We start from the raw sequence: 14,971 nt of genomic DNA on the forward strand, positions 1-14,971 counted from the left end.
TGGATTCCTGTTGGCCTGTTCGGCCAGTTTGCACACTAAGACGATGCCTCTTCGTTTTGACCCGGCGAGTTCATCTCATTCAGACGAATTTGGTATTCCGATGGGCTGGCCGCCTCATCGTAACGTGCAAACCAATTAAAAAAAGCACGTTCGTCTGGCTGAAAGTCTCGGTCATCATTAGCATTGTCCATCTTGCAAAATTCCTGTTCTGTGTTTGTTGTCAGAAATAAAAAAGAGAAGCTACGACAACGCAGCTTCTCTAAAGCGTTATTCACTTTCTTCGATGGTCAGTTCGTCATCAACCGACTCAACATCTGACGTATTTTTCGCAATTTCGATTGCCAGCGCACGTGCGCTTTCACTTTCAACCGAACCTTTCAGCTTAACGTGTCCCTTGGTCACATCAACGTCGATGTCCAGGCCAGAAATATCGCTGTCCATCAACAATTTCGATTTCACCACGGTGGCGATTTTGGCGTCTTTCAACTCTTGTGACACCGGCTTTTCTGCGGTAACGTCTTCATCGTCGTCCATGCTGATCACTGACAGCTGGTTGTCGACTTCAGACACACCATCGATACCTGCTACCAGTTCTTCGGCAAGCTTTTTATCGATTCGGCTATCGACTTTACCGGTAAGGATCACCACGCCGTCTTTGACATCAGTATTGATATCAAACGAGTTCAAATGCGTATTAAACAACAGAGACGCTTCGGCTTTGCCATCAATCCAGGCATCCTTCGCCTTGTCTTCCCATTCAGTTGATGCATATACAGAGGTTGCAGCGGTTGTGGTTAATACACCTACTGCGATACATGATAAAAGTGAACGTTTCATGGAATATCTCCTGTTTTGAGTTCACAGACTCTACAGCGAGATTCGGGCCAAAATTGTAACCCATTGTTTTTATTTGAATTCAAGAAAAATAATGCTACTAAAGTTGAAGAAAACTGTAGCTATTTCTCTACACTGTGTAGAAGTTACCGATGAAGAAACAACCAGGTTGTTTGAACCGAACCTGATACGGATACGGTATTTTGAGTATTATTGCGCCGCACTGGGTTGTGTATGTTCGCCCGCTTTGGCATTGCGTTTGCGTTTTAATACATCGGCAATCGCACTACAAATGTTCTCGCGTTTCTTGAAATAACTCAGTGCGATCAATTTGTCTTCGCTGGGCCAGATAGCCTGCTGTAACAAGAACTTGTCGTTTTCAGACAGTTCCCGCGTATCCAGTTCAATCGCTACCGCTTTTTTGTTGGGTTTCAACACCGTAGGAGATGCCGTTTTCACAATAGACGGAGACACGAATAAAAACTGTCGGGAAATAGGATCTTTCACCACGCCCAACCGACCATGGTAATACAGGATCGCAGGCCAGCCTTCAGAAATACGGCTTTGGTAGAAGATAAGAAAGGTAAATAGCAATAAGACAATGAACGTCATGCTCACAAAGAACAAAGACAAGCCGGGGGCTACCGACACCACGCCAGCTATAGCAAAAACAAATAACATCCAAAAACCAAATACCCTGCGCAATACGTAGGGTGACACACCAGACAATACCTGGGCGTGTTTGATTTCCTGAGGTTCAAGTTGGAATAAGCATACCAACGAATTTGTTTTCACGTCGTTCAAAATAAAAATCTACCATAGTAGTGATCTAAGCACATAATACCGAATTGCAGTATTATCAAAAAGGTTTAATGTGCACTTTTCGCCGAAAAAACAGCTGCATAAGTCCAACAGTGACAAATGCGATCAACGCTTAAAAACAATCGATAACCTATATACGATGATATAGCCCATTTTGGTTATTATTGCGAATAAATATGGCACTATATAACGGTAAATGTCTGAGCCAAATAGCCCATTTACCGATTTTCAGCCTGTACCGCCAAAGGATTTATCGTTATGACCGCCCATCCTGTTCTCACAGCCCTCTCCCATGTATTGCGTGAAGAGCATATTCTTACCGACACGGACCATACTGAACACTACCGTTCAGGCTGGCGCTCGGGTCAGGGCGACGCGCTGGCAGTGGTGTTCCCGCAGAGCCTGATGCAGCTTTGGGGTACCTTGCAGGTGTGCGTTGATAACCAATGCATCATCATTATGCAAGCCGCCAAAACCGGCTTAACAGAAGGTTCTACCCCAAACGGTAACGATTATGATCGCGACATCGTAGTGATCAACACCTTAGCTATGAATAACCTGGTGATCTTGGGTAATGGCGAACAAGTCCTGAGTTTTCCTGGTACTACGCTGCATCAACTGGAAACCAGCCTGAAGCCGCTTGGACGCGCGCCACACTCGGTCATAGGTTCGTCTTGTCTGGGCGCCTCTGTTATCGGGGGCATTGCCAATAACTCAGGGGGAGCATTAGTGAAGCGCGGGCCGGCCTATACCGAATTGGCCTTGTATGCGCGCGTTACCGAGCAAGGTAAACTCGAGTTAGTGAATCACCTTGATATTCCTCTTGGCGACTCGCCGCATGAGATTTTGCAGAACCTCGAGCAAGGCAATTTTGAAAACCACATCACGCCCACTGCCCGCAAAGCCAGTGCAACCGACTACGAAAGTCGCTTACGCGATGTTGATGCTAATACCCCGAGTCGATTTAATGCCGATACCACACGTCTATACGAAGCAAGTGGCTGCGCAGGGAAATTGGCGGTATTCGCCGTTCGACTGGATACCTTTGCCGTTGCAAAGCAGGAAAAAACTTACTATATCGGTACCAACAACCCCGACGTGCTCACGGCCTTGCGACGTCACATACTGGCTAACTTTACTCACTTACCAGAGGTAGGTGAGTATATGCACCGGGATATTTTTGATATTGCCCGGGATTACGGAAAAGACACCTTTTTAAGTGTGAAACACCTGGGTACCCAACGTCTTCCCAAATTATTTGCGCTCAAAGGGCGCATCGATGCCCTGCTCAACAAACAAAGTTGGTTGCCCGATTTCCTGTCTGACCGTGTTATGCAATGCATTGCCAATTGTTTTCCTGCGCATTTGCCTGACCGGCTTGTCGCCTACCGCGACCTCTACGAACACCACCTTATTTTAAAAATGAGTGACGACGGCATTGCCGAGGCGGACGCTTTTCTGGCTGACTTTTTTGGCCGAAACCACCAGCAAGGTGACTACTTTTCTTGCACGGCCGATGAAGCTGCCAGTGCCTACCTCAACCGCTTTGCTGCCGCCGGCGCGGCTATTCGCTATCAGTTGTTGAACAAGGATCGGGTTGGCGACATTCTGGCACTGGATATCGCACTCAGACGAAACGACGCCCATTGGGTAGAGTCTCTGCCTGAGCACATTAGCCAGCATATCGATAAATCGCTCTACTATGGCCATTTCTTTTGTCATGTTTTCCATCAGGATTACGTGTTGAAAAAAGGCGCTGACGCAAAAGCGGTAAAAGCAGCAATGCTGGCGCTGTTAGATAGCCGCGAAGCCAAATACCCGGCTGAGCACAATGTGGGGCACCTGTATAAAGCTGAAGACGGATTAGCCGCGTTTTATCGTGAGTTAGACCCCACTAATACCTTCAACCCGGGCGTAGGTAAACTCGATAAACATCGCCGCCAATGTGGTTGTTGTTAACACCTTCGCTTTTACACCAACTGCGACAATTTGCCGCACGCACCGTGGCGCCGTGTTCTTTAGAATAGATCTGTTTGTTAAACACTGCAGGTAACATCCTGAATTTGTTCTGTATTCAGGTGAATAAACACTTAAAAGGTTATCTGACTACTATTAAACTGATCAGGAGAACACCGTGCGCAATCGGGCTATCCCACCACTGTTTATTGCCAGTTCCTTAACCCTGTCTGTGCAGTTCGCTTTTGCCGGAGTGAATGCTCAGGGCAACACGGTTACACAAAATGACATTGAACACATTCGTGTCGACGGACATCACAGTGCCATACATCAGCACGCCCACGGCTTGAGTGAGGAGGCGCTTAGTTCAGCCCTTGCTGCTACCAGTGACAGTGCAGATTTGCTTCGTACATTACCCGGCATTCACATCAATGCCGCCGGCGGCTTATCGGGCCTGCCTGCCATTCGAGGCCTTGCCGATGACCGCCTGCGTATTCAAACCGACGGCATGGATTTAATTGCCTCCTGCCCCAATCATATGAACCCACCTTTGTCCTATCTGGCACCATCAGCACTGGCTGATGTAACGGTGTTTGCGACAGTCACGCCCGTAAGTCAGGGAGGTGATAGTATTGGCGGTACGATCAGCACGCTTCGCAAGCGACCTGAACTTGTTGCTGCGGGTGAAGAAACTGCCATTAGCGGTAATATCGGCGGCTACTGGCGCAGCAATAACCAAGCACAGGGACTCCACGCCAATATGTCGGTTGCAAGCGACACCTGGGGTTTACTCTACAGTGGCAATATCAGTCAGGCTGATAATTATCGCGCCAGTGCGGCATTTAAAAACACCACCACGACAGGCAGGCCAAATCACTCACTGCGTCTCGATGAAGTAGGCTCCAGTGCCTATAAAACACAAAATCACAGTCTTGCCTTGCGATACCAGCATCAGGCCGACGAGGTTGATCTACAACTTAACCAACAACACATGCCGTATCAGTTGTACCCGAATCAGCGCATGGATTTACTCGATAACGATCAGTTCAGTGTCAATGCCGCCTGGAGCAGGCAAACAGACTGGGGACACATTAAAACCCGCATGTACCAGGAAAATGTGGACCATTACATGAATTTCGGCGACGACAAGCAGTTCTACTACGGCACCCTCGCCACCATGGGAATGCCTTGTAGCCCAATCCGCTTTATGGGCGATGCTGAAGGCACCTGTGCAGCCGGTATGCCGATGTTCAGTGAATCAGTACTTCGCGCAGCAACTACCGATGCAGAATGGACTCGCAGTGACACAGACACCCTTCGGTTTGGCGCAGGGGCGCAATTCTATACTCTCGATGATTACTGGACCGCGTCGGGCGGTGGCATGGGACCGGGTACCTTTGAAAATATCGACAATGGCCGCAGAAACCGACTGTTTCTCTATGCCGAACGAGAGCATCGTCTGACATCTGCAATTTATGCCAATTACGGTATTCGCGCAGAACATATCGCTTTGAGTACCGGCGCAGTTCAGGGCTATGCGACCGGCGAAAATGCACCTGGCATGCAATATATGCAGGCTCAGCAATTTAACGCAGGCAGCCGCGACGATAACCAGTTCAATGTGGATGTGACCGCCGCGCTTAGCGTGGTTATCAGCAATGAATTAACGGCAGAAGCCGGTGTATCTCGCAAAGTGCGCTCGCCCAACCTTTATGAAAAGTACACCTGGTCGAGCTGGATGATGGCGGCGTCGATGAATAACACCGTAGGAGACGGCAATGGTTATGTGGGCAATGCGGGTCTTCAGGCGGAAACCGCCTACTCTATTGCTACCAGCCTGACGTGGCAACCTAAAAACAGTGACGTCACGCTTACTGCTTCACCGTATTTTACCTATATTGAGGACTATATTGACGCCACTGCCGCAAACGCCATGTGGCAACCGGGACAGTTTAATGTGCTAACATACGAAAATCAGACCGCCCGGCTCTATGGTGTTGATCTCAGTGCCCATTACCACTACAACAACCCCCAGTTTGGCCGCTTTAGTTTCGCGAGCTCAGTAAGTATCACTCACGCAAAAAATACCGAAACAGGCAGTGGTTTGTATCAAACGCTACCTTTCCACGGAGACGTTGTGGTTAGCCATGTTTCAGGCCCCTGGCACACCGAACTCAACTGGGAATTTGCCGCCGCAAAAACTGATATCTCGGTTGTTCGCAATGAAGTAAAAACCGCCGGCTACGGCTTGCTTGGTATGCAAACAGGTTATGTAACCGAGCAGTTTCGTGTCGACATTGGGGTGAAAAACCTATTGGATAAATTTTATTACGACCCGACAGCTGGCACCTATACCGGCCAGGGTATGACCATGGCACTCAATGGTATCCCATTTGGCATTGCTGTGCCCGGTATGGGTAGGAACGCCTACATTAGCAGCACGGTTTATTTTTGATCACGATTTTGCCTGACGCAGTTTAGGATTAGTTTCATCCCGAACGTGGCATGGTAAGCTACCTGTTCCGCTAGCCCTGTTAAGGCAATAAAAAACGCTATGCTTTTGCTGCTGTATCTGGCTCTGTTTGGCAAGCACCGCGCACCGGTCGCGGTTGTACTGCCACTCGTGCTATTTGAAATCATTGTGGTAAACACCTCAATTGCGCTGAATGGCGCTGCCAGCAACCCTTTTTCAAGTGTGCTGTTAGTGCCGCTCATTCTCGGACTTATCTGGTTATCAACGCGGTTAGGCCTGGTGGTATTACTCGTGAGTTTGGCTGCACAGGGCATGCAACTACTTGCGCCCATCAGCGATCATCATGGCGCTATGATGCAAAATCACGCGCAGGGTATGATTGTGAGTTTTATGGCTACCAGTTGCCTAATCTTTGCCGTGATTCACTTTTATAAACACCAGTTAAAAATCAAACAAGCCGACATTCAGCAGTTGCGTGAGCGACAGCTACGCGACGAACAATTGCTCGCTATAGGTACTGCTGCAGCTCAACTGACCCACGACGCAGCGACCCCGGTGCAAACGATTCATTTGCTGCTGGAAGAGTGGCAGGAACAGAAGGATGCATCGACACTGCCAGAGCTCATTGAGCAATTTACGCTGCTACAAACCATGCTCACAAATTGGCGGGACGTTGCAGACGATGTCCGGGAATCCAGAGTCAGCGCCGTAAGTATTCGCACCCTACTTGAAACCATGCAGCATGTTGTTCGCCTGAGCCGTCCGGAAATTTCCGTTGACTGGCCATTGATGGAGAATGTACCCGAAAGCGCCACAGTAAACGCAGATCCTACCCTAGTACCCGCACTGGCCAGCATTGTAATAAATGCCTGTGATGCAGCGGGAAAACACGAAGATAATAAGGTAACGGTGCATTCTGAATGCGCAGGTTCGAATTGGTTACTGCGAATTAATAATCCACACGACGGAACAACGCCGCTACACAGCAAACTGGGAGCAAGAATTCTTGAGAGTGAGACTGGGTTGGGCCTGGGAGCGGTGCTCTCAAATGCAACCGTGGAAAAGTTTAAAGGCAACGTACATTGGCAATGTGAATCGAGCCAAATTATTACCACCATTCAACTGCCGGTAACAATATGACAGCGCCCTCTTTGATTTTGCTCATTGATGACGATGAACAATACACGCGTGTGTTGAAACGCAGGTTCGAGCAACATACAAACTTGCAGGTGCAGTGTTTTACACGCGCATCAGAAGCCCTGCAATTTAGCGCTAATGTGCCTGTATCGGGCATTCTGCTGGACATGATGATGCAGGAAGAGACCGGACTGGACTTTGTAGAGCCATTGCAGGCGCGATTCTCGCCAGTGCACTTAATCGTCATGACGGGTTACGCCAGCATAGCCACAACGGTGACAGCCATGAAACGCGGTGCAACCGATTACGTCGCCAAGCCAATCACATTCAAAGCGTTGTTGGCGAAGCTCGCGTTAAGCAACGAAAGCAATACGGTAACTCAGTCTCCTGCACCGGCGCCGCTCACTACTGCACAAATTGAATGGGAGCACATTCAGCGCGTGCTTACCGATAATCAGGGCAATATTTCCCGCACCGCCGAAGCACTGGGCATGCATCGGCGTAGCCTGCAGCGTAAGCTGCAAAAACATTCGCCCCTCAAACAATAGAGCCACCTGATGCGTTCACTAATAAAAACAAGAACCCTGCATAAATGGCTGATGCGCGGCATTGGCATACAAGTGCTGATCTGGGCATTAACAGGCCTGTATATGATCAGTATGGATATCCACTTTATACACGGTGAAACCCTGTCTGATGACAAGCACAACCGATTTTTAATTCAGGACGCTGACTACCCTATTGCGGCGTTACTCGATGCATTTCCCACTGCCACACAGGTCACGCTGTATAAGCGCCAAAATAAACTCGTTTATCGGTTTAAACGAACAAACGACACCCAGTGGACCATTGTCGATGCAACAAATGGCCAACAGCTCTCGCCATTGACATCGTCAGAAGTACGCCAGATCGCAACGTCATCGATCACTGATTCTGCAAATATTACGGCAGTCAAACTGATTGATTTACCGGAAGCGACACCTGCAGAGCTCAGCCCTCGCTGGCTTCCCGTGTGGCAAGTGACCTTTGACGATCTGGCTGGCACCACCTTTTACATTCAACAGGCCACCGGACAAATCGTTACCCGCCGCCACAATGTCTGGCGGGCTTTCGACTGGATGTGGCGTTTTCATATCATGGATTACGACGACGGCGAAAATGTCGCTAATCCTCTGCTTCTGGTGCTGGCCGTATTGGCTATCGTTGCCATAATCAGTGGTATTTTGCTACTCGTCTGCCGCTTTTTAAATTTCGCTTCTCCTGGTTCGAATACGCTGAATGCGCTGAACAAAGGGGGCCACAATGATTAATCCGGTTAACATTACCCGTTGGCACAAATGGCTATCTGCTCTGGTTGGGATCCAGTGCCTGATCTGGGCGGGGACCGGTCTGTATTTCAATCAAATGGATACGCAAGCCGCATCGGGTAACCAATACAGACAGCCTGTTTCTCATCGGGGAAATACCCCCACTGCCCGTTTTATTCCACTGTCGAAGCTGCCTGTTGATGAACCAGTGCTTTCCGCCGAGCTGATCTGGGTGTCGGGTACCCCACTTTATCAGGTAAAGACTCAGGAACCGCTGCATCAATACACTGCGCAACAACACAAGCTATTTCACGCCGTGTCAGGACTGCCCTGGTATATCCAGCCAGCACAGGTAAAACGCATCGCCGTTAAATCCTACAATGGCCCTGGCAGTGCATCAGCGCCAGCGCTAACCCTTCCTCCGTTTGAATTCGATGGCCGGCAGCAAAATCCATTGTGGAAAGTCACCTTTAATGATGATGTAAACACCGAAGTGTATCTGCATGCCGATACCGGTAAAGTCATCGCGCACAGTAACGATCATTCCCGCCTGAAGCACCTGATGCTGACACTTCACTTCATGGATTACACCAACACCGGCGGTTTTAATCATCCGCTTATTGTGGTGTTTGGCATGGCAACACTAATGCTGGCCGGAAGCGGACTAGTGTTAGCCTACCGACGCAGACTTTCTGCTTCTCCGTCAGCAAAGGCATCTGTTGACGTCACTGTAACCTATAACGGGCAGCGTCAAACATTGACACTTCCAGCAAAGCAGCCGCTCTTTTTCGCACTGACGAAGCACAATATTTCGGTTCCCACAGAATGCGGCGGTGGCGGCAGTTGTGGACAATGCGTTATACAAACCACGAATGACGTACTTGCGAGTCCAACAGAGCGCGCATTACTGAGCGACGCAGAGATAGCATCAGGTAAACGCCTGAGCTGTCAACACATGGCCGGGGAATTTTCAGACGTGTCTGTAGATTACGGTGAGGTGTAAAAATTTGCTTAGAAGACGCCGGCGCAAGCACCGGCTTATAGAAAAATGACTCAGTGTTTGAACCAGTACACAATAACACCGGCAATCAGTAATGGCAGTGCAAACAGCATAAACAGGTCATACATTCCCCACTGCGCCGCCACCAAATATCCTGCAACGATGGGCGATAGAATGGCACCAATACGGCCAAGCCCCGCGGCCCAGCCAATACCGGTTGCGCGTACGCTGGTTGGATAAACCCGGGCGGCCATGGCGTACATGGCGGTAAACGCCCCTTGAAGCAAAAAGCCAATAATAAAGATCAGCGTGTTTAACCAGAATACAGAAGTAGGCTGCCAATACGCAACAACAGCCAGAAAGAGCGCTGAGCCAATAAAATAGATGGCAATGGGTTTAGCCAGTTTTATTTTGGTGGCAATCAAACCAATTAGCACGATACCCGCTACCGCGCCCAGGTTGTATAAGGTCAGCGCCGCAATACCTTCAGCACGTTCATACCCACTATTAACAAACAAGGTAGGGATCCAGGACATCAGGAAATACAGCGACATAAAGCCCATGAAATAAATGACCCACACGCCCACCGTTTGCTTGCCCAAATCGGCTTTAAATAAATTGATTACGGAGATACGTTGTTTTTCAACCTGATGCGCAGGTAACTCGCGCATAGCCGTGCAGCCCATGCTGCTCAGTATGCTGTTTATTTTGTACAGTTTGTCGTTCTCATTGCCCTGTTGCGTGGCAATGAATTCAATCGACTCCGGCAGGTAAAAATACAACACAACCGTCATTAGCAAAGTAAACAGGCCACCATATACAAATACCATTTCCCAACCAGATGACTCTATAATGGCATTCGCAATGGGGCCTACAATCGTCGCACCGGCGGCATAGCCCATTACAATAATGGTAACCACCAGATTACGCGCCTTCTCCGGCGCAAATTCCGCGCCTATAGTGGCGGAGTTAGCAAAAATAATACCGATGCCGAGCCCGGACACCGCCCGAATCGCAATCATCCATTCAACGGATTGTGGAATAAACCCGGTTACTACCATGGACACGCCAATCATAACCGTCGCGATCAGTAAAATATTTCGCCGGCCAATTTTGTCGGCAAACGGCGCCAGAAACATCGCTCCCAGCGTCATTCCAATCAATGCCGCACTCAGAATATAGCCTTTTTCCGTTGCGGAAATTCCCCAGTCTGCGGTTAGAGATGGCATGGCAACAGACATAGCCACAACATCAAAACCATCAACCACGTTCAACATAAACGCAATTGCAAATACGATGTACTGGGTAACCGAAATCGGTGCCTTGTCTATGTGATGACGGACCGACTCGACAATGCTGGTACTCATAACGACTTCCTCGTGCCAGGGGCATTGTTAATTAATTGGTTAACAGAAAATGACAGATTTTCCGAAGTTGTTAAGACTATGTAACACCTCAACGTCGGATACCAATTAAAAAATACGATTCAGTCATAAGAAAAAGCTAATTCAGGGTTCGTATGAAAAGCCAATATTGAGCTATTTCTTTTGTACTTAGTGATAATAAATGGCGAAAAAGCCCTCAATCCATGAGTTGCGACTCACTTTGTGCAATGTGTTTTATGTGGTCGATTAACGCAATTTGTGTTTGCGTTAAAATACTGTCTTCACGGTATTGCACTACTATGGTTCTCTGTGCATTAAAGCCGCTAATTTGTTTACTTACCATGGTGCCACTCATGAGCTCATGGCGTGCCTGTGCTTCTGAAAGCAACATGAGTGACGGGCTATTTTCCAGAATTACCCGTGACGCTGATAAGGAATTACATTCGATCACATTTTCCGGCGGTGCCACATTGTGAACCTGAAACAAGGCTTCGTAGGTTTTTCGCAGAGGCGAAGAGGTTCTGGGCAGGATCCAGGGATACGTCAACAGCGTATCGACTGCCAGGTCGTCTTTATTGGCCAGTGGATGACTTCGCGACATCAACAGCACAATGGACTCAGTAAGAATGGGCTCTTCTTTAATTTCAATTCCCTCGGGCAAACTGCGGCTTGCGCCAACAAGTATATCCAGCTTCCCGCGCATGAGGTCGTGGAGCAAATATTCATACGACCCTTCAACAATAGAAATTTTGTGACCCGGATATTGCAGTTTAAATTCCGTCGCGGCTTTGGGAATAATGTAACTTCTGGCCATAGGCATTGCACCAATGGCGGTATTCCCCTTTTCCTGATGAGACATTTTCGCTATCTCAGCAAAGGCCAGCTCTATTTCACGTTCCATGACCCCCGCAACCTGGGCCAGTTGTATGGCAACCTTGGTAGGTTTGATCCCGAAACTGGTTCGCTCGAACAGGTTCACATTTACTGTTTGCTCTAAATCTCTGGCGGCTCTGTGAATAGTGGGATTGGCTTTGTTAGAGATAGCCGCGCCAGCACTGAAACTGCCTGCCTCAGCGACCGCTTTTAGCGCGTTTAATTGTGTCATTGTAATATGTCGCGACACATTTTTTGGGACCTGACCAAAGTTTTTTAGCATTAAATCAAAGAAGCTATCCAACGAATTCAACGCGCGTTTCACTCGACGCCACAACGTGGTGGCTTCGTCCGTGGCGGTAATACCTTTGGTAGAACGATGAAAAAATTTGGCGTCGAATGTACGCTCCAGGCTGTTAACTGCCTGACTTATCGCCGGCTGAGAGCGCCCTAACAGCTCCGCGGTTTTGGAGATAGAACGAATGTCATACACGGTTAAAAATACCCGTAAATGAAACAAATTTAGCCCGCTAGTAACCCGCTTTTCCAACATATCCAGTTCTTCAATATTGCCCATCCATAAAGCTGAAATTAGCAATTTCTTATATTAAAAGTCAATTTTCAATTGGTGATATTGCTGGCACTATTAGATATTCAACGTGACACAATATGTTAACAACATAATTACAATAGTTTTAATCTATGAGGGCACAGAGATGAAAACAATTAACATGTCACGTATAGCGGTTGCCATTGCAACCGGTTTGGCTCTGCAGTCGGGTGTTGCATTTGCTCAGGAACAAACTGAGGAAGGTGCAAAAACCAACGCGAGTCAGGCACTTGACAAAATTACAGTAACAGCGCGTAAAGTAACGGAAAACCTGCAGGAAGTGCCGGTTTCGGTAACGTCGTTTAACGGCGATGCACTGGAACGTCGTCAGATCACAGGATCAGACGACATCGGTAAAATTACCCCTAACCTGCAATTTACCAATAACGCACCACTGGCGGGCAACAACAACTCGTCGGTGATTTTTGTGCGCGGTGTGGGCCAAATCAGTCCACGTGCGAACACGGATCCGGGTGTAGGCCTGTACATTGACGATGTCTACATCGGTCAATCGGTGGGCGGCAACATGGAACTGCGTGATATCGAAAGCGTTCAGGTACTGCGCGGGCCGCAGGGCACCCTGTTTGGTCGTAACACCATTGGTGGTGCGGTTCTGATCAACACCCAGGCTCCCGGCGATGAACTGGGCGGCAAAGTGCGTTTTGGCATCGGCGAAGACTCGCTGATTGAGGCGTTTGGCGCCATCGACATTCCTATTAGCGACGACTTGCTAACCCGCTTCACTGCGGGCACCAAAAAGCAGGACGGTTATGTAAAACGCCTGTATGACGGGTTGAATTTGGGCGATACCAATAACACCACCTTCTCAGCAAAAATTTATTACGATCCAAACGAAAAATTCACAGCTAAACTGCTTTACGACTACACAGACGCTGATGAAAACGGCTCTGCACTGGTCTTTGCCGGCTACAACAACAACAACGACGTAACCAACACTTCTCACGATGCCGGCTGGTTTGGTGCCAGTCAAAGCGTTATCGCAGGCTGTCCGGATGCGTGGATAGCCTACCCTGGCCCACCGGGACGCCCGGTTACCACCGCCGAAGGCTCAACGTTAGATGTCTCGGGTTTGCTAACCAGTGGTGGCGGCCCGCGCGGCTACACCGGTGAAAATAACGATCCACGTTGTGTAAACAGTCAGTGGAATGCTGGCCCGTTCGCAAATAACGGTACAGCGGAGATGGGTAGCTCCATGACCAACTGGGGCGCGTCGTTAAACCTTGAATATGCGTTTACCGACGAGTTTACGGCTAAATCCATTACGTCATATCGCAACCTTGAATGGGTGGGTCGTCGTGACGCGGATAACACGCCGTTTACCATTTTGCACACTGATTTCGACTCATCGGGCGACCAGTTCAGTCAGGAATTCCAGTTCAACTATGTCACTGACAACCTGACAGCCGTTGCCGGTATTTACTATTACGAAGAAGAAGTTACCGATATTCTGACCGTACAGGTGGGCGACAAAGCCTCGGGCTACAGCTGTGGCGAAGGCACAGACGGGTGTCACCTAGACAGTGACAACAACATTACTCAAAACGAATCGTTTGCCTACTACACGCAGATCACCTACGACATTACTGACCAGCTAAGCGCTGCTGTAGGTATTCGTCGTACCGAGGAGACCAAAGGATCGATTCCGGACCAGTTTGACTATGCCAATCCGGAAGCCAAGTACCTGGAAGTGAAGCTTTACGAAGCCGATTTCTCAGCAACGACCATGTCGTTCAACCTGAGCTATCAAATGTCTCGTGACACCATGTTTTACGGTAGCTTCTCAGAAGGCTTCAAAGGCGGCGGCTGGAACTCGACATTTAACTTTGCTCTGACTGAATCCGACCTGGAAGCCGGTCATAAATTTGACCAGGAAGAAGTAGAAACCATCGAAGTCGGCTTTAAGTCTGACATTACCGATAACTTCCGGTTAAACGGTGCTATTTTCAGTTCAGACTACACCGATTTGCAATTCACCTACCGCGTGTTTATTGCGCCCTGGTTCTTCAATGCCGGTAAAGCGTCAATTGACGGCGCAGAGCTTGAGTTTACTTGGGTACCACACGATGACTGGGTAATTGAAGGTGGATTTGGCTACCTCGATTCTTCAGTCGATGAGGCGGTTGAAATTGAAGTTCCTGGTCGTCCGGTAAATACCGGAGTAGCAGAAGGCAACCAACTGCCCTTCGCACCTGAATTCCAGGGTAACGTAGGTATTGGCTACTATGCTGAACTGGACGACTACCTGGTAACGCCGCGTATTGATGTGTCGTTTAGCGACAAAGTGTTCTTTGACGCTTCAAACACAGCGTTAATTGCACAACAGGATAGCTACACCACTGTTGATATGTCAGTGAGTGTTCAGCCGTTCGACGAAATTTGGAAACTCACTGTCGGCGTGAACAACGCAACAGACGAAGTCTACAAAGTATCCGGTAACTCATCGCTGGGTTCCGGTAGTGGCTATGCAGAAGCCGCCTACGCTCGACCTCGCGTAGTCTTTGCAAACTTCACCTACGAGTTTTAATGGTAACAGGTATGGCCCGGGCACCAGTG

12 protein-coding genes are annotated in these 14,971 nt (G+C 48.8%); 7 read left to right on the forward strand and 5 right to left on the reverse strand.

Annotated features, from left to right (window positions below):
• Positions 1 to 35 precede the first annotated feature (35 nt).
• From BUB81_RS22135 to BUB81_RS09540, 3 genes are all read right to left on the reverse strand, one after another.
• The gene (locus BUB81_RS22135) at positions 36 to 191 is read right to left on the reverse strand and encodes a hypothetical protein (RefSeq protein ID WP_175555793.1); all 156 of its coding nucleotides are present in this window, start codon (positions 189 to 191) and stop codon (positions 36 to 38) included.
• A gap of 76 nt (positions 192 to 267) precedes the next feature.
• Complete coding sequence (locus BUB81_RS09535) at positions 268 to 837, reverse strand: BON domain-containing protein (RefSeq protein WP_073321972.1); 570 nt, start codon at positions 835 to 837, stop codon at positions 268 to 270.
• Positions 838 to 1,044: 207 nt separating this feature from the next.
• Positions 1,045 to 1,629 carry a hypothetical protein gene (locus BUB81_RS09540; RefSeq protein WP_073322794.1) on the reverse strand — a complete coding sequence of 195 codons (585 nt, stop codon included), beginning with the start codon at positions 1,627 to 1,629 and terminating at the stop codon, positions 1,045 to 1,047.
• Between the two features lie 285 nt (positions 1,630 to 1,914).
• Here BUB81_RS09540 and dld point away from each other — a divergent pair, with 285 nt between their 5' ends.
• From dld to BUB81_RS09570, 6 genes are all read left to right on the forward strand, one after another.
• Positions 1,915 to 3,615, forward strand: a complete 1,701-nt coding sequence (gene dld / locus BUB81_RS09545; RefSeq protein ID WP_073321974.1) for a D-lactate dehydrogenase — start codon at positions 1,915 to 1,917, stop codon at positions 3,613 to 3,615.
• A 175-nt stretch (positions 3,616 to 3,790) separates the two neighbouring features.
• Positions 3,791 to 6,067: a TonB-dependent receptor plug domain-containing protein gene (locus BUB81_RS09550; protein WP_084526409.1), complete on the forward strand. Its 2,277-nt coding sequence runs from the start codon at positions 3,791 to 3,793 to the stop codon at positions 6,065 to 6,067.
• A 99-nt stretch (positions 6,068 to 6,166) separates the two neighbouring features.
• On the forward strand, positions 6,167 to 7,225 hold the full coding sequence (locus tag BUB81_RS09555; RefSeq protein WP_073321977.1) for an ATP-binding protein: 1,059 nt from the start codon (positions 6,167 to 6,169) through the stop codon (positions 7,223 to 7,225).
• The gene (locus BUB81_RS09560; protein ID WP_073321980.1) at positions 7,222 to 7,770 is read left to right on the forward strand and encodes a response regulator transcription factor; all 549 of its coding nucleotides are present in this window, start codon (positions 7,222 to 7,224) and stop codon (positions 7,768 to 7,770) included. The genes BUB81_RS09555 and BUB81_RS09560 overlap by 4 nt, the downstream gene beginning before the upstream one ends.
• 9 nt (positions 7,771 to 7,779) lie before the next feature.
• Entirely contained in the window at positions 7,780 to 8,532 is a 753-nt protein-coding gene (locus tag BUB81_RS09565) for a hypothetical protein (protein ID WP_073321983.1), read from the forward strand.
• Positions 8,525 to 9,532 carry a 2Fe-2S iron-sulfur cluster-binding protein gene (locus BUB81_RS09570; protein WP_073321986.1) on the forward strand — a complete coding sequence of 336 codons (1,008 nt, stop codon included), beginning with the start codon at positions 8,525 to 8,527 and terminating at the stop codon, positions 9,530 to 9,532. Before BUB81_RS09565 ends, BUB81_RS09570 begins: the two co-directional genes overlap by 8 nt.
• 50 nt (positions 9,533 to 9,582) lie before the next feature.
• Here the strand turns inward: BUB81_RS09570 and BUB81_RS09575 are convergent, their stop codons facing one another.
• Both BUB81_RS09575 and BUB81_RS09580 read right to left on the reverse strand, forming a co-directional pair.
• Positions 9,583 to 10,896 carry an MFS transporter gene (locus BUB81_RS09575; RefSeq protein WP_073321989.1) on the reverse strand — a complete coding sequence of 438 codons (1,314 nt, stop codon included), beginning with the start codon at positions 10,894 to 10,896 and terminating at the stop codon, positions 9,583 to 9,585.
• Positions 10,897 to 11,110: 214 nt separating this feature from the next.
• Positions 11,111 to 12,364, reverse strand: a complete 1,254-nt coding sequence (locus BUB81_RS09580; RefSeq protein WP_073321992.1) for a LysR family transcriptional regulator — start codon at positions 12,362 to 12,364, stop codon at positions 11,111 to 11,113.
• Positions 12,365 to 12,503: 139 nt separating this feature from the next.
• Between BUB81_RS09580 and BUB81_RS09585 the strand changes: the two genes are divergently transcribed.
• The gene (locus tag BUB81_RS09585) at positions 12,504 to 14,942 is read left to right on the forward strand and encodes a TonB-dependent receptor (protein ID WP_073321996.1); all 2,439 of its coding nucleotides are present in this window, start codon (positions 12,504 to 12,506) and stop codon (positions 14,940 to 14,942) included.
• Positions 14,943 to 14,971: the final 29 nt, after the last annotated feature.

This window comes from Marisediminitalea aggregata, assembly GCF_900129565.1.
In the GTDB taxonomy this organism is placed as follows: Bacteria; Pseudomonadota; Gammaproteobacteria; order Enterobacterales; family Alteromonadaceae; genus Alteromonas; species Alteromonas aggregata.

Excerpts from the sequence above, each read along its gene's own strand:
- BUB81_RS22135 (WP_175555793.1), bottom strand. The coding sequence starts at position 191 with ATGGACAATGCTAATGATGACCGAGACTTTCAGCCAGACGAACGTGCT.
- BUB81_RS09535 (WP_073321972.1), bottom strand. The coding sequence starts at position 837 with ATGAAACGTTCACTTTTATCATGTATCGCAGTAGGTGTATTAACCACA.
- dld (WP_073321974.1), top strand. The coding sequence starts at position 1,915 with ATGACCGCCCATCCTGTTCTCACAGCCCTCTCCCATGTATTGCGTGAA.
- BUB81_RS09555 (WP_073321977.1), top strand. The coding sequence starts at position 6,167 with ATGCTTTTGCTGCTGTATCTGGCTCTGTTTGGCAAGCACCGCGCACCG.
- BUB81_RS09560 (WP_073321980.1), top strand. The coding sequence starts at position 7,222 with ATGACAGCGCCCTCTTTGATTTTGCTCATTGATGACGATGAACAATAC.
- BUB81_RS09565 (WP_073321983.1), top strand. The coding sequence starts at position 7,780 with ATGCGTTCACTAATAAAAACAAGAACCCTGCATAAATGGCTGATGCGC.
- BUB81_RS09570 (WP_073321986.1), top strand. The coding sequence starts at position 8,525 with ATGATTAATCCGGTTAACATTACCCGTTGGCACAAATGGCTATCTGCT.
- BUB81_RS09575 (WP_073321989.1), bottom strand. The coding sequence starts at position 10,896 with ATGAGTACCAGCATTGTCGAGTCGGTCCGTCATCACATAGACAAGGCA.
- BUB81_RS09580 (WP_073321992.1), bottom strand. The coding sequence starts at position 12,364 with ATGGGCAATATTGAAGAACTGGATATGTTGGAAAAGCGGGTTACTAGC.
- BUB81_RS09585 (WP_073321996.1), top strand. The coding sequence starts at position 12,504 with ATGAAAACAATTAACATGTCACGTATAGCGGTTGCCATTGCAACCGGT.